The organism is Metasolibacillus sp. FSL H7-0170, from assembly GCF_038593115.1.
Taxonomy (GTDB): Bacteria; Bacillota; Bacilli; order Bacillales_A; family Planococcaceae; genus Metasolibacillus; species Metasolibacillus fluoroglycofenilyticus.
The window spans coordinates 3,849,775-3,865,216 of record NZ_CP151964.1; the positions used below are offsets into that span (position 1 = coordinate 3,849,775).

The window sequence follows — 15,442 nt, forward strand, 5'->3', positions numbered from 1 at the left end:
CTAGGAATTTTGTAGCATAGAAAAGATGTAATAAAGAAATGAGGAAAAGTAAGTGAGATTAAGAAACAAACCGTGGGCAGAAGAATTTATTCATGCACATCCAGATGTCATTTTGCCAAATCCAGAGCAGCATAAGGGCGATTGGTCAAGTGTATTTGGCAATGACCATCCGATTCATATCGAAGTCGGAACGGGCAAAGGACAGTTCATGCTAGGTATGGCGTTACAAAATCCAGATATTAATTATATCGGAATCGAGCTATATGATAGCGTGATTGTTAGTGCACTTGAGCGCATTGTTGAAGCCGACAAGCCTGCTAATTTACGTCTATTAAAAGTAAATGGTGCGAAATTACAAGACTATTTTGCCAAAGGCGATGTTAATCGTGTTTATTTGAACTTTTCAGACCCATGGCCAAAAGCACGCCATGCGAAGCGCCGTTTAACACATGAAAGTTTTTTAGCAATTTACGAAAATGTTTTAATTGAACGAGGGGAAATTCATTTTAAAACAGATAATCGTGGCTTATTCGAGTACTCCTTAGTGAGCATGAATGCTTACGGTATGGCATTAAACTACGTATCTCTCGATTTGCATGCAAATATGCCAGAGGATAATGTGATGACAGAGTACGAGGAAAAGTTTTCGGCAAAGGGGCAGCCTATTTATCGTTTAGAGTGTCAATTTCGCAAGCAAATTGAAGCATGATTTATTGAAAATATAACTTATAAACGATAATCTTCACTGCGGTTGGTGCGGAGTAGCGATATCCTCGTTCTAAACAGTTAATAATGTGTTGCTTATATAAATATTAGCTTGTTTTGTAAGGTGAAATGCCTTGTATTAGGCATACACCCGTTGATTACAGCTATTTTAATTTTTGAATTAGGGGGAGAAATGATGGATCAATATGTATTTCATAATATGAAACTATTTTGGTTAAATGGTGGGGTAACAGCTTTAGATGGAGGAGCAATGTTCGGTGTCGTACCAAGAGCGCTCTGGTCGCGCAAATATCCTGTTAATGAGCTAAATCAAATTGAGCTTGCATGTGAGCCAATTTTAATTCAATACGAAGGTAAAAATTATTTAATTGATTCGGGTGTAGGTGCAGGCAAATTAACGGAAAAGCAGCTGCGCAACTTTGGTGTTTCCGAGCAGTCAACATTGGAAACAAGCTTAGCTGAGCTCGGCATGAAGCCAGAGGATATTGACGTTATTTTAATGACGCATTTACATTTCGACCATGCGGGTGGCTTAACACGCTGGGAGGGTGAGCAGCTTGTTCCGGTATTCCCAAATGCAACGATTTACACGACGCAAATCGAATGGGATGAGATGCGTAATCCGAATATTCGTTCGCGCAACACCTATTGGAAGGAAAACTGGGAGCCTATTCAACATTTAGTGAAAACGTTCGAAGGGGAGCTAGAAGTAGCACCGGGCTTAAAAATGGTGCACACAGGTGGCCATAGTGATGGTCATGCCATTATTCGCCTAGAGCAAAATGGCGATGTGCTCCTACATATGGCAGACATTATGCCAACACACGCACATCAAAATCCACTATGGGTGCTTGCATATGATGACTACCCTATGACGAGCGTGTTTGCCAAGGAAAAGCTGATGAAGGAAGCATTGGAAAATGGTTATAAATTCATTTTCTATCACGATGCCTATTACCGTATGCTTCAATGGGACGCAACAGGCAAGGAAGTTGTTGACAGCTTAAAGCGCAGTAATGAGGCAGTGATTCAGTTTAAATAACAGAGGCGCCCAAAATGCCGTGCAGTAGCCGGCATTTTGGGCGCTGTTGTTTGCCGTTATTATAAAATGTTTGTTTATTAATATAGTGAGTGGATTACCTAATTATACATATAGTTGAAGCTCGTGAAATGATTGAGCGGACGACTGGGGAGACAATCCGATATAATAAAGGTGATTTTCCAAAAGGGCAAGAAGGTATGTATTATATATACACAGATACATCTGTCTATATAGTAAATGCAGAAACAGGGGATTATGTAAAAAGATTGTATGAATAAAATGATTTATTATAAAAGAAAAAAATCGCATGAAATCAGCACTTATGATTTGGTTTCATGCGACTTTTATATTTATAGCTTCGTCAGCTCTAAAACCGCACCTGAGCGGGCGTCTGCTGCGAATTCAAATGATTCCATTTCGCCGTCCATCATGCGTGAAATGCCACCGCGATAAACAGGAGCAGTTGTAAATCCGTTGTTAAACTCTTCTACTTTCATAAACACCCATGAGCCATCAATAGGTGCTTCTTTTTTAAATTCAGCCTTAATTTGCTGTAATACTGTATCTGCTGATAAGTAAGGATCGACGCGTTCACTTACCTCTTTAATAATAATTGCTGCTGCTAATCCCGTCGCTACCCCTAAAACAAAATCTCTCAATTTCATCTTTATTCCCTCCTTGCTCTAACTTTATCACATATAAAAGAGCGTGTAAAAAATAGAAAATTCGAAGGGCGAAATACTTTTACTTTATGTTATAATAGATGCGTAAATTAACAAGGGGAGTGTATCATAAGTGAATCAAGAAACAATGCAGCTTTTCAAAACATTAACAGAGCTTCCGGGAGCACCCGGAAATGAGCGTGCAGTACGTAATTTTATGCGCAGCGAGCTTGAAAAATATGCGGATGAGGTTATTCAAGACAATTTAGGTGGAATTTTTGGTGTTCGTAAATCTACACAAGCGGATGCACCAAAAATTTTAGTGGCAGGACATATGGATGAGGTCGCATTTATGGTCACATCGATTACTGATAATGGACTCATTCGCTTCCAAACACTAGGTGGCTGGTGGAATCAAGTAATGCTAGCACAACGTGTAACACTTTATACAAAAGACCGTGAAATTCCGGGGGTTATCGCTTCTGTACCACCGCATTTATTAACAGATGCGGAGCGTGCAAAGCCGATGGATATGAAAAACATGCTGATTGATATTGGTGCTGATTCTAAGGAAGGTGCAGAGTCAATGGGCGTTCGTCCGGGACAATCTATTATCCCTGTATGCCCATTCACACCGATGGCTAATCCGAAAAAAATTATGGCGAAAGCTTGGGATAATCGTTATGGTTGCGGTTTAGCAATTGAATTATTAAAAGAATTAAAAGATGAGCAGCTAACAAATCATTTATATTCAGGTGCGAATGTAATGGAGGAGGTAGGCTTGCGCGGCGCTGGCGTTTCTGCCAATATGATTCAACCAGACCTGTTTTTTGCTTTAGATGCATCACCTGCTAACGATACATCCGGTGATAAATCGCAATTTGGTCAATTAGGGCAAGGTGCGCTAGTACGTATTTTCGATCGTACAATGATTACGCACCGTGGCATGCGTGAATTTGTATTAGATACAGCTGAATCAAACAAGATTCCATACCAATATTTCGTATCACCGGGTGGTGGCACAGATGCTGGTAAAGTTCACACACAATTAAACGGTGTACCATCAGCAGTTATTGGCATATGCTCTCGCTACATTCATACATCTTCATCAATTATCCATGTCGATGATTATGCGGCAGCGAAAGAACTATTAGTGAAGCTTGTTAAATCAGTCGACAACACTACACTAGAAACAATTAAAGCTAATGTTTAATAAACGAGCTATCGGGAAATCTACTTCCCGATAGCTTTACATATTTTAGCCCTACTCATGTAAACCGCAGTAAACGTAAAAACTGAATTTTTTTCGTACAAGAAGTATTTCCTTAATAAAGAAAACAAATAGGAGATGATGGCGTTGTTAGTAGCAATTGGCACACAAAATAAAGCAAAAACGAATGCGGTAGAAAAGGTGATTCACACTTATTTTCCGCAGGCAAATTTTGTTCATCTAAATGTAGAATCAGGCGTAGCAGCACAGCCTTTGTCTGCTGAAGAAACACGACAAGGGGCGATTAACCGCGCAAAAAATACTTTGCAACAAACAGAGGCAGATTGGGGTTTTGGCTTAGAAGGCGGTGTGCAGCCAGTAGGTGAAGAGCTGTACTGCTGCAATTGGGGAGCAGTTGCATTGAAGGATGGAACTGTTATTAGTAGTGCAGGGGCACAATTTGTTTTACCTAGGTCAGTAGCAAGCGAGGTACGAGCAGGGAAAGAGCTCGGACCAGTAATGGATGCTTTTGCAAAGAAGGAAAATACCCGTCACAATGAAGGCGCAATTGGTATTTTTACGAATAATTTAATAAATCGCCAACAAATGTTTGAGCATATCGTAACATTGTTGGTCGGTCAAATAATGTATTTGGATAGGAAATAAGCAATGTATTTGCACATTTACCTCAAAATAAATTACAATATATGCTGTAATAGAAAGTGAGGGAATTTGTATGAATCGCAAATGGCTTCATGGCCTTGCAATTACGACGCTTGCATTTACGCTAACAGGCTGTGGCAAGTCAGTGCAGGAGCAAATTGAAGTTGGGGTGGCAAGCGCTGAAACAATTTTTCAGGAAAGTGCTGAAGCACCTAACACAACAATTGGTTCAATCGAATTGTTTGTACCTAAATCCTATACGGTAGAGCAAGGTGCAAATGAAATGAACTACATTTTAACTAAAGATAAAGATTCTTATATATTATTTGTCAATACGAATGAACAAGAAGACAGCAAGTTGCATTATGACAATCTCATTGCCGATGAAACGAAAAATATTGTGAAATCACAAGAAATTGAAACAACGAATGAATTTGGTTTTTCAGCAGTTGTTCAGCTTGATGACAAACAGTATGAGTTAATCGTGAGTAGTGGCGGTATTAAAATGACGACGCTTTCTGAAGATCGCAAAATCGAAGAAAAGCTACATACAATGATGCAAATTGTTCGTTCTGTACAAATTACAAAATAACGATATTTATTTTGATTGAGAATTAAAATAAGCCTAAGTAAATGCCACAGGTTTTGAAGCCAAGCTTGCTAAAAATCTGCTGGGATGGTTTTGATAAAGCGTCCAAATGCTACAGCAGGGCGCTCTTTTTTGTTATAATAATATCGGTTTATCCCGTATTAACAGGCTATAAATCCCCTAGGCTTCAAAATAATATGTAAAGAAATATTGGAGTGTGGAACAAACAACCTAGAAAAAACTGATTGATGAAACGACCAATCAGTGGAGGATGAAAAAACACTGAGGGAAGGTTCACTTTATTTAAAAGGAGGGACAAATGTGAAATCTCCAGAACTTGTGGAAACATTAAAAAAACAGCTTGGTGAAGAGCTTTTTGATTGGTCTTATGATAAAGAGACAGATAAAGTGCGTTTACAGCATAAAGTATTGCAGCGTGGGATGGATATTTCGTTGTCTGAAATATTAGCGAAGTATACGACGAAGAAACAGGCGGCAATCGATGAGGTTGTCTATACAATTGAGCAAACATTTGCAGCAATGCTACAGGAGCAGGAGGTAGGTTTTGAGCAATTGTCTGCGGTTTACCCAATTATTCGTTCAGGCTCATTTCCGAAAAAGTCCAAGGACGGGCACTCATTCATAACGACAGAACATACGGCGGAAACGCGAATTTTTTATGCACTTGATTTAGGAACAACGTATCGTTTAATTGATGAAGCAATGCTAGAAAAGCTTGGCGTTACAGCGGAGCAAGTGCGAGAGATTGCACGCTTTTCAGTGAAAAAATTGCCGACCGCAACGAAAAAAGATGAGGTAGCAGGCAGTATATTTTATTTTGTCAATCATAACGATGGTTATGATGCAAGTCGTATTTTAAATGACCAGTTTTTAAAGGAGATGGCCGCGCAAATTGAAGGCGATATGACCGTATCTGTGCCGCATCAGGATGTGCTAATAATAGGTGATATTCGCAATGAAGTAGGGTATGATGTATTGGCGCAGATGACGATGCACTTCTTTTCCGTAGGAGCGGTACCTATCACATCTTTATCGTTTATTTATGATGAGGGCAATTTAGAGCCAATTTTTATTCTCGCAAAAAACAAAGTAAAAAAGGAGCAAGAGAAAAAATGAATGTAGCATATAACAAAGAGCATGTTGGTGATGTGCTTTTAGTACAACTAGCAACAGAGAAAATTATTACAACAGTAGTGGACAGACAAGGCGATGTAGCTTTATTAAAAGAAGAAGCAACAGGGGAAGTAAAGGCATTCAACTTATTTAATGCCAGCAAATATATCGAGCTGACAGCAAGAGGCATTGTAGAGCTAACGCCAGAGCTTGTGGAAAAAATCGAAGCAGCATTAACAGCAAATAATGTCACATTATCATTAGATGTGGATTTTTCACCGAAATTCGTTATCGGTTATGTAGAAACGAAGGAGAAGCATCCAAATGCTGATAAATTAAGTGTTTGTAAAGTAAATGTAGGCGATGAAACACTGCAAATCGTTTGTGGTGCACCGAATGTAGAAGCGGGACAAAAAGTAGTTGTCGCAAAAATTGGTGCAGTTATGCCTTCAGGTTTACTCATTAAAGAAGGAAATTTACGCGGGGTAGATTCATTTGGTATGCTATGCTCAGCACGTGAGCTAGAAATTCCAAATGCGCCTTCTGAAAAAGGAATTTTAGTATTAGCGGAAGATGTTGAAGTAGGTTCAGCGTTTGAAATTCCAACGCGCTAAAATTTTAGAGGCTGTTTGAAAAGGTATTCTCTTTTCAAACAGCCTCTATTTTTGCCTAAGGCTAATCTCACCTCAAAATGAATTATTCAACAAAGGCTTAAAAACACACATTTTAAAATTAAAAAGAACAAGGTAAAACGTGTTTTTTCTTTCATCTAATTGTGAATCATCTTTCAACAAGTCGATAAACCTCCCTTTCTCTTAATATTTCCCTATTTGCACTGCGTAAACTCTGCCTCAATGGCTTAAAATATGGTATGCTTTTAGTATTCTATTTTCTAAAATAATGAGTTTTTTTAAAGAAAAGAGTGAGCATATGAATTGGTTTAAAAAGCAAATAAATAAAATTTTATATACAGATGAGCAATATGATGAGTACGAGCAAGAGGTTGAGCAAAACGAGCAGTTTACGCAACAGCCGCAAATGAAAAAGACAACCTTCCGTTTCCCCCTTATTGCAGATGAGGAGTTAATCGAAAAAAAACCAGCGCCTCAAGCGATGCAGCAACGTCAAATGGACAATATAGAAATAGACCAGTCAACATTTGAGTTGCCAAGGCATTTACGAGAGGAACAGCAGGAGATTTATGATGTAGAGGTATCAGGTATTCGCGAACTATTAGCGCGCAGACAAAAAAACAAAGGGCAGGTCAATGTTTTTCGTAGTCAGCCGCAGGGACGGCGTAATAATTCTTTGAGAGAAGAAAAAGATTTTTTAACGCCTACAAAATCTCGTGAGAAAAATGAGCCAAAGCAAACAACGGTTAGTCCTTTACAAAATCGTAAACGCTTTATACCAACTGATGTACCATCGCCCGTTTACGGTTTTGGTAAGCCTAAGCCGATTGAACAATTGTTGCCGAAGAAAGATGAAGAACTTGCAAAACCGATTGTGCCAGAGGAGCAATCGGCGCCAGCGCCACAATTCACCGAAGCGCCGTTCATCGAAGAAATCCCACAAGCACAAGAGTTAACAGCAACATTTGAGGTCCCATCTTTATCAACGATTGAAATATTAGAGGATGGTCAAGCACCACAGCCAGTAGATTTGAATACATCTGATTATAAGGATATAGAGCAACCGCCTATTATGGATGAGCAGGATGAGTTTGATTTGCTAAGTGAATTGAAGGTGGAAAATTTAAAAATTGAAAACTCAACAATCCATATCGGTCAATTGCATGTGGAGCAAGCGCCGCCATCAGAGGAAGGTGCTATTGAAACAGGTGGCAGCCGTTTGCCATTTAATGTTTTAATGTTAAAGTCTGATAAGCAAAAGCAACTTGCAAAGGAATTTGTTAAGCAACATCTACAACAGCAAGAAATGAAAATGGTGAAAGAAGAGCATGAACAGCAAGTTGCAGCTACTCTAGTTCAAGAAAAGCAGCCAATTGAAATGCCATTACAACAACAAGTAAAGGCTGTTGAAACCGCGCATGAAGTAAAAAATCAAACGGAGGAGCAGTCGCCTGCTAAAGCTACTGCAGCAGTAAAGGAAACGCCGATGCTGCAAGAGAAAACAGTTACTGCTGCTCAGCCAAAGTCGCAATATGAAAAACCTTCTACCACATTTTTAGCGCCTGCTGAGCAAAAAACGGAAGATTATGATTGGATGGAGCAACAAGCGGAGGCATTAGTAGAGGCACTTTCTTATCATCAAGTGACTGCGCAAGTCGAATCAATTATGCAAGGACCGGCTGTAACACAATTTGAAATTACGATTGGGCAAGGCACGAAGGTAAGTAAAATTCGCAACTTAGCTGATGACTTAAAGCTAGCGTTAGCGGCGAAGGATATTCGAATTCAAGCTCCAATTCCCGGAAAGCGCACGATTGGTATTGAAATACCGAATTTAATTTCCCGTGCTGTCCGTTTATCGGAGGTAACGAATAGCGTAGCCTTTAAAGAATCAGAATCGCCAATGGAGGCGGCACTTGGTTTAGATTTAACTGGTAAGCCAGTTACATTAGATTTGCGAAAAATGCCACATGGCTTAATTGCAGGTGCTACTGGCTCTGGAAAATCTGTTTGTATTAACTCAATTTTGGTTAGTCTATTATATAAAGCAGATCCAAATGAATTAAAGCTTATGCTAATCGACCCAAAAATGGTGGAGCTAGCACCATTTAATCATATTCCTCATTTAGTTAGCCCTGTTATTACAGATGTGAAGGCAGCAGCGGCAGCTTTAAAATGGGCAGTTGAGGAAATGGAGCGTCGCTATCAGCTATTTATGCATGCAGAAGTACGTGATATAACACGTTTCAATGCGATAGCAGAGGCAAATGGACAATACGCACAAAAGCTTCCATATTTATTAATTGTGATTGATGAATTAGCCGATTTAATGATGATGGCACCTACAGATGTAGAGGATGCCATTTGCCGTATTGCTCAGAAGGCCCGCGCATGTGGTATTCACTTAATTGTAGCGACACAGCGTCCTTCTGTAGATGTCATTACAGGCTTAATTAAGGCCAATATTCCAACGCGTATTGCATTTGCGGTATCATCACAAATTGACTCACGTACGATTCTTGATATACAAGGAGCAGAACGTTTGCTTGGGCGTGGAGATATGCTGTATTTAGGAAATGGCATGTCAGCACCACAGCGTATTCAAGGGACATTTGTAACGGATGACGAGATTGAGGAAGTAATTCGTTACGTGCGTAGCCAAGGACAGCCTGATTATATTTTTGAGCAAGAGGAGCTATTAAAGAAAGTTGAAACAATTGAGGCACAGGATGAACTTTTTGAAGAAGTATGTCGCTTTGTTTATGAGCAGGGAGCTGTTTCTACATCGTCAATCCAACGCAAATATCATATCGGCTATAATCGAGCAGCAAGGCTGATAGAAATGTTAGAGAAGCATGGTTTTGTGTCAGAGCAGAGAGGAAGTAAGCCACGAGAATCTTTCATCACAGAATCTGATTTAGAAAACTTATAAAAGTGCCAGGCACCGAAACAATTCTGATAATTTACTACAATTTAGCAGAAGATTGTTCAAAAAAGTTAGTTGAATGAAGCTTTTTCCGTATTAACAGGCTGTAGGATTGCCATATTAAAACTAAAAGTTTAAGTGCGGTCAACAGCCTGTAAAAATCGAATTTGGCAAACTTGATGTTGATTACACAAGCGTTTTCATAGAATGTAAAGTCTTTAGCTTGTGTTCTTCTATCAACAAACTACGCGGGATGAGTGAAAACTTTGCTGAAGGACGTTGAACAGCTCTAGCTGCTATAAATGTAGGAAAAATTAGAATAGTCGTTCATTTATTGTTCTACATATTTAATGCTATAATAAATTAGTATTTTTCACTATAACAGATAATAATTACTTTGTAGTGACAGCTATAGACATTATTTGCTGCGGGTAGCAGCAGGATGCGAATACAAAGTTTTAGGTGAAGGAGAGAAGAGGAGTTCATTGTTTTTCTACCGATATAACGCCGATTATATAGATGCTATGCGCATGGATAGGTCTGTTATTGATTGAGCTTCAATCTTCACCCTACTTGAACATATAAATTTTTGCAATTTTAAACAGGATCGCTGTATCCTAGGAGGTTTCAACATGACACGTTATCATTTTACAGGTATTAAAGGCTCTGGTATGAGTCCATTAGCTCAAATTCTTTTTGATTCTGGTGAACAAGTTCAAGGTTCGGATGTAGAAACATATTACTTTACTGAAAAACCATTACGCGATAGAGGAATTATCATTTTACCATTTGATGCAAATAATATTGAGCAAGGAATGACAGTTATTGCAGGAAATGCATTTCCTGATGACCATCCTGAGCTTATACGCGCACGTGAGCTAGGTGTAGAAGTTGTTCGTTATCATAAATTTTTAGGGGATTATAGCAATCATTATACATCTATTGCTATTACAGGCTCACATGGAAAAACATCTACAACGGGCCTAATGAGCCATGTTATTGGCGGCTATATGCCAACGTCTTACCTAATAGGAGACGGAACAGGGGCAGGAATGGAAAATGCAAAGTATTTCGTTATGGAGGCATGTGAATATCGACGCCATTTTTTAGCGTATAATCCAGATTATGCAGTAATGACAAATATAGACTTTGACCATCCAGATTATTTTGCGAGTGTTGACGATGTGTTCGATGCCTTTCAATCGTTAGCGATGCAAGTGAAGAAAGCAATTATTGCTTGTGGAGATGATGAGCAATTGCAGCGCATTCAGGCACAAGTACCTGTTGTTTATTATGGCTTTGATGCTGAAAACGACTTTGCAGCGCGCAACGTTGTTAAGACAACAGAAGGCACAGAATTCGAAGTGTATGTGCGCAATGAATTTTATGCAACATTCTTTATTCCACAATTTGGTGACCATGCAATATTAAATGCATTGGCTGTTATTTCTCTTTGTCACTATGAAGGCATACCGACAGATGTTATTCAGGAGCGTTTGGACACATATGCAGGTGTAAAAAGACGTTTTACAGAAACGATTATCGGGAATACAGTACTTGTAGATGATTATGCACATCATCCAACTGAAATTGCGGCAACATTGCAGGCAGCAAGACAAAAATATCCTGAAAGACAAATTGTTGCGGTATTTCAACCGCATACATTTACGCGCACTCAAACATTTTTACAACAATTTGCGGATAGTTTAGACGATGCAGATGCAGTATATTTATGTGATATTTTTGGTTCAGCGCGTGAGCAATTAGGCGCTCTAACAATTGATGCTTTAGTGCAGCTAGTTGAAGGAAGCAAAGTGCTAGAACTAGATACAATCGAACAACTTAAAGAGCATGAGGGAGCCGTATTGCTCTTTATGGGAGCTGGGGATGTTAATAAATATCAAACAGCATTTGAGCAATTGTTACAAAAAGTATAATTTTATCCCATATAATAGGCAGGATTTTTGAAATGTTTGTCGAATCAGAAATATAACTAGCTATAGGAGGTCATTTTCATGGTAGTCGTACTTTATATCGCTGCATTAGTCGCGGCAATCGGTTTTTTATTTTTATGTGTAAGCATCGGTATGACATTATTTTCAGTGAAAACAACATTAAACAATATCGCAGGAACAGTAGCAGGTATTGAAGGGCAGATGGAAGGAATCACACGTGAAACGACATCGCTGTTAACAAAAACAAATTCGCTTGCTGATGATATTACGGAAAAAGCAGAAAAGCTGAATACTGTTGTCAATGCTGTGAAAGGTGTAGGGGATTCAGTAAATGGTTTAAATGAATCTGTACAGCGTATTACAAATTCCATTTCTTCTGAAGTAACAAAAAATGAAGAAAAAATAGCCCAAGTTGTTCAGTGGAGTAATGTTGCGATGGGGATTGCTGATAAATGGCGCCAGCGTAAAGCGATTAATCCAGATGATGTGACAGTTTATACTGTAGATGGTGTAAATGCCAAGCCTAAAAAATAATGAAAGGATTGATATACAATGACAGAACAAAAAATGACGAACTTACCACAAGTATATACGACTAGAAACGAAGACATTTACGGTGAGGAAACAGTAAATATGAAAGACTTTATTATCGGCGCATTGGTAGGAGGCATTGTCGGTGCGGCCGCTGGCTTATTATTAGCTCCAAAATCTGGTCGTGATTTACGTGGAGCTGTCGCGACACAGGCTGTAACATTACGTGACCGAGGTGTAGAGCTTTCCTCTACAGCGAAGGAAAAAACAGTTCAGCTATCGAGCCAATTAAAAGAGCAATCGACAAATTTAGTAGATAAAGTAAAGGCAAAAACAGCAAAAGCACCAAATGTCTTTGATGATGGTACAGTGTCTTCTGAAGGCGAAGAGCCACTTGAAGAATTAATAAATGCAGTAGTGGAACCAGCTACACAGGAAGACCCGATTGAAAATATGTCTGAAATCGCTCGTCCATCATCAATTTAAGGGCGCTTTTAGTGGAAGCGTAATGCGGTGTTTCTAGCCTCTAAAAAGAGGCTGGGACGTAACTTTATTATTTCGAAAAATGACGAAAATAGATAACAATTTTTCAGCTTTATGGAGTTAAATATTCCGTCTTAAATCAAAAAAATGTTAGACCAACTAGTTTGCGGTCTAACATTTTTTCTTTTTGTCCCAGCCTCTTTGCGACGAGAATAGCGACAATCACAGCAGTAAATCTTTTATGTGCCAAAAGCGAAGAGGCTGTCCAAAAAGCCGTGCATAGCCGTTATTTTGGACAGTAGCGATGATGTTTCGCAAAATGTTGATTCATATAAAGTGAACCTTCAATCAGTGGGGGCTTCGCAGACTCCCACTGATTGGTGATAGAGGAACACAAGCTAGAATCTTCGCATCCTGCGAAAACGCTTGTGTGACCAACATCGTGTTGGCCTCATTCTTAGTTTTTACAGGCTGTTTGATCCCCCACTTAAACATCTTGTTTTTATCTGCTGTTTTGAAGTGGGGGTCTGTGCTCCTGCGGTTACTCGTCGCAAAAGTACAGCCTGCTCCTGCCATTACTCGTCGCAAACAAATTTGTTAATACGGGATAAGCAGAATGCTTCTTTTAAAAATGGGATGAACATTGGCTTTAGCAGCGTTATCCTTCAGTAAAAGGGAAGTGATGAAAACATTGATTTCAATGCGGTGTCAAAACAAAATAGACTTTTCGGATAACTCTTTTTTTAAGTAAATTTAATTTCCAATATATCGCCACCGAAAATTTCTGCATCGAAGGAAGAAGGGATACCATTTCTTAAAATGGTAAAGCCACCTTTCGCTTGTGCAGGAAGTTGCCAGTTTGAAAAGCGGAATACATCTTGAAAAATCCATGGGCTGTGCTCAAGGGCATTCACTTTAATCGTCGCACCATTTGGTACAGTAGCCTGTGGAGAGAGTACAGCACCGTTCACCGTCATTTCGCGTACGATTTTTACGAGCTCAATGCGTTCTCCCTGAAATGTCACTAGCATTCGATCCTCTAATAATAAATCTAAATGATTTGCCAATGTTTGCACAGTAGGCAAAGCATTTTGTGTAAATGCAAGTCGGTCACCATCATTTACAGGATAATGGGTTTTACTTGGTTTTCCGTTAATTAATAATTCGGATGAAAACATTGGTAAATAGAGGGGCTGTCCATCGATATGAACGACATAGGAGCGCAATTGCTCCAGTAAATCTACATTATTTGTCTGCTTTAAAACATCCTCTGCCGTTTCTATTATTGAAATATCTACAATATCTCGATCTTGTAAAGCTTGGTCAAATGTCGCAATCTTCGTATTTATATAAACTTTAGGCTTTACAGTATAAGGAATGTTATTAATTGATATATTTTTTGAAAGTGCAGTATCTACAATATCTTGTACAAGGGCAGTTGCAGCTTGCCCATCTTGTCCTTCAATAAGCGTGATTGTATCGCCATTTTTGATGGAAGATTTTGTAGAGGCTGGCGTACCATTTAATAAAATTTGGGCAGGCTGACCATGCTCTCCGGCAATGAAAATTGCTTGATTATTCACCGTTATGGATAGGGCATGACCAGGCTTACCATAAAGCTGCTTTGCTCGAATATTTGCCGCTAAAAACGCATCGGCTATCGTCATCTCTTTCAGTTCAAATAAGCGTACAATTTGCTCATTCACTGTTACCGTCATGTATTGAATCGGTGTTTTCTTTGCCGCAATTGCGATGCCTATTGGTGTTACAAGCTCTGGTGTTACCGGAATAGATGGTTCTTTCGTTAAATTTTGAATAGCGTCTATGCCGCGAACCGCAACGCGATTTTCTGGTAATTCTAGCACTTTGCCAAGCTCGACTGTTAATTTTGGTGTCAGGCTACCACCTCCGACGAGCATTACTGCTTTTGGGGCCACTTGGTTGTTCAAGCGTAAAATCTCTGTTCCAATCGCATTTGCTAACGATGTAATAGATGGATAAATCGCTTGTATTACTTCTTCGTGAGGCAAATATTGGTCAAAGCCTAAAATATCCTGAATAAGTATATCACTATCTGCTGTATGTAGCTGGCGCTTTGCAGCCTCTGCAACTGGGAAATCTAATAAATAATGGTCGCTTAATGCCTCGGTAATCTCATCGCCAGCTGTTGGCACCATGCCATAAGCAATAATTGTCCCTTTATCAGTAATGGCGATATCCGAAGTACCAGCACCTATATCGACAAGTGCAACATTTAAACGGCGCATCGTAGAAGGAATAAGTACGTTAATTGCTGCAATCGGCTCTAACGTCAGGGCCTCCATTTCTAAATCTGCACGCTTTAATGCTGCTAACAGCGACTCTACAACAACGCGAGGTAAAAACGTTGCAATAACTTCTATTGTTGCCATGTCGCCTTGTTGGTCTAATAGGCTGCCAATTTCTTCATCATCTAATTTGTAATATAATACCGAATAACCAACACAATAATAGTGGCTAGCCTTCGCATCTTCTTTATGTTGTAGCAATTGTTGCTGCGCCTGTTGTACAGCTTGAAGCTCTAAGCGATTAATGTCTTCCTCCGTAAAAATAGGACGGTTTTTTATATTAATCGTAATGCTTGCCTGCTCTGTTTTTAAGGCACGACCTGCTGCTGCAACGCTTACTTTTGTTAAAGGACCATGCTTTTCTTCTAACACCTGTTTAATTTCAGTTATCAAATCTGCTACGTAGAGTACATTATGTATTTGGCCATCTACCATTGCCCGCTCTTTATGTTCTTTAATAACCATATCAGCAACGTGAAAATGCTGATCTCGCTCTTCCAAAATAATGCCAACTACAGAGCGTGTACCGATATCTAAAGCAAATAACTTTGAAGTCATTTGT

The 15,442-nt window shown here is 39.3% G+C and carries 14 protein-coding genes; 12 read left to right on the plus strand and 2 right to left on the minus strand.

What is annotated here, in order from left to right; translation table 11 throughout:
* Window positions 1-52: 52 nt before the first annotated feature.
* From trmB to MHH70_RS18085, 3 genes are all read left to right on the plus strand, one after another.
* Window positions 53-709, plus strand: coding sequence for a tRNA (guanosine(46)-N7)-methyltransferase TrmB (gene trmB, locus MHH70_RS18075; RefSeq protein ID WP_342472154.1), 657 nt, complete (start codon window positions 53-55; stop codon window positions 707-709).
* Window positions 710-901: 192 nt separating this feature from the next.
* Window positions 902-1,768: an MBL fold metallo-hydrolase gene (locus MHH70_RS18080; protein WP_066161876.1), complete on the plus strand. Its 867-nt coding sequence runs from the start codon at window positions 902-904 to the stop codon at window positions 1,766-1,768.
* Window positions 1,769-1,896: 128 nt separating this feature from the next.
* On the plus strand, window positions 1,897-2,046 hold the full coding sequence (locus tag MHH70_RS18085; protein ID WP_342472155.1) for a hypothetical protein: 150 nt from the start codon (window positions 1,897-1,899) through the stop codon (window positions 2,044-2,046).
* A gap of 72 nt (window positions 2,047-2,118) precedes the next feature.
* Here MHH70_RS18085 and MHH70_RS18090 read toward each other — a convergent pair whose 3' ends face one another.
* The gene (locus tag MHH70_RS18090) at window positions 2,119-2,433 is read right to left on the minus strand and encodes a peptidase M4 (RefSeq protein ID WP_066161883.1); all 315 of its coding nucleotides are present in this window, start codon (window positions 2,431-2,433) and stop codon (window positions 2,119-2,121) included.
* A gap of 130 nt (window positions 2,434-2,563) precedes the next feature.
* Between MHH70_RS18090 and MHH70_RS18095 the strand changes: the two genes are divergently transcribed.
* The 9 genes from MHH70_RS18095 (at window position 2,564) to MHH70_RS18135 (ending at window position 12,556) form a co-directional block, all read left to right on the plus strand.
* A complete protein-coding gene (locus MHH70_RS18095; protein ID WP_342472156.1) occupies window positions 2,564-3,643 on the plus strand; it encodes a M42 family metallopeptidase in 1,080 nt (359 codons plus the stop codon).
* Window positions 3,644-3,787: 144 nt separating this feature from the next.
* Entirely contained in the window at window positions 3,788-4,306 is a 519-nt protein-coding gene (locus tag MHH70_RS18100; RefSeq protein ID WP_066161889.1) for a DUF84 family protein, read from the plus strand.
* 70 nt (window positions 4,307-4,376) lie between these two features.
* Window positions 4,377-4,895, plus strand: coding sequence for a hypothetical protein (locus MHH70_RS18105; RefSeq protein ID WP_066161892.1), 519 nt, complete (start codon window positions 4,377-4,379; stop codon window positions 4,893-4,895).
* A 318-nt stretch (window positions 4,896-5,213) separates the two neighbouring features.
* Complete coding sequence (locus MHH70_RS18110; protein ID WP_107943004.1) at window positions 5,214-6,029, plus strand: DUF1444 domain-containing protein; 816 nt, start codon at window positions 5,214-5,216, stop codon at window positions 6,027-6,029.
* Window positions 6,026-6,640, plus strand: coding sequence for a YtpR family tRNA-binding protein (gene ytpR / locus MHH70_RS18115; protein ID WP_342472157.1), 615 nt, complete (start codon window positions 6,026-6,028; stop codon window positions 6,638-6,640). The genes MHH70_RS18110 and ytpR overlap by 4 nt, the downstream gene beginning before the upstream one ends.
* 316 nt (window positions 6,641-6,956) lie before the next feature.
* The gene (locus MHH70_RS18120) at window positions 6,957-9,590 is read left to right on the plus strand and encodes a DNA translocase FtsK (protein WP_342472158.1); all 2,634 of its coding nucleotides are present in this window, start codon (window positions 6,957-6,959) and stop codon (window positions 9,588-9,590) included.
* Between the two features lie 626 nt (window positions 9,591-10,216).
* On the plus strand, window positions 10,217-11,521 hold the full coding sequence (murC, locus tag MHH70_RS18125; protein WP_342472159.1) for a UDP-N-acetylmuramate--L-alanine ligase: 1,305 nt from the start codon (window positions 10,217-10,219) through the stop codon (window positions 11,519-11,521).
* A gap of 78 nt (window positions 11,522-11,599) precedes the next feature.
* Entirely contained in the window at window positions 11,600-12,073 is a 474-nt protein-coding gene (locus tag MHH70_RS18130) for a DUF948 domain-containing protein (RefSeq protein WP_066161907.1), read from the plus strand.
* 18 nt (window positions 12,074-12,091) lie between these two features.
* Window positions 12,092-12,556 carry a YtxH domain-containing protein gene (locus MHH70_RS18135; protein ID WP_201261909.1) on the plus strand — a complete coding sequence of 155 codons (465 nt, stop codon included), beginning with the start codon at window positions 12,092-12,094 and terminating at the stop codon, window positions 12,554-12,556.
* A 740-nt stretch (window positions 12,557-13,296) separates the two neighbouring features.
* On the opposite strand, the gene MHH70_RS18140 is transcribed toward MHH70_RS18135, so the two are convergent.
* Window positions 13,297-15,438, minus strand: a complete 2,142-nt coding sequence (locus MHH70_RS18140) for a cell division FtsA domain-containing protein (protein WP_342472160.1) — start codon at window positions 15,436-15,438, stop codon at window positions 13,297-13,299.
* Window positions 15,439-15,442 lie beyond the last annotated feature (4 nt).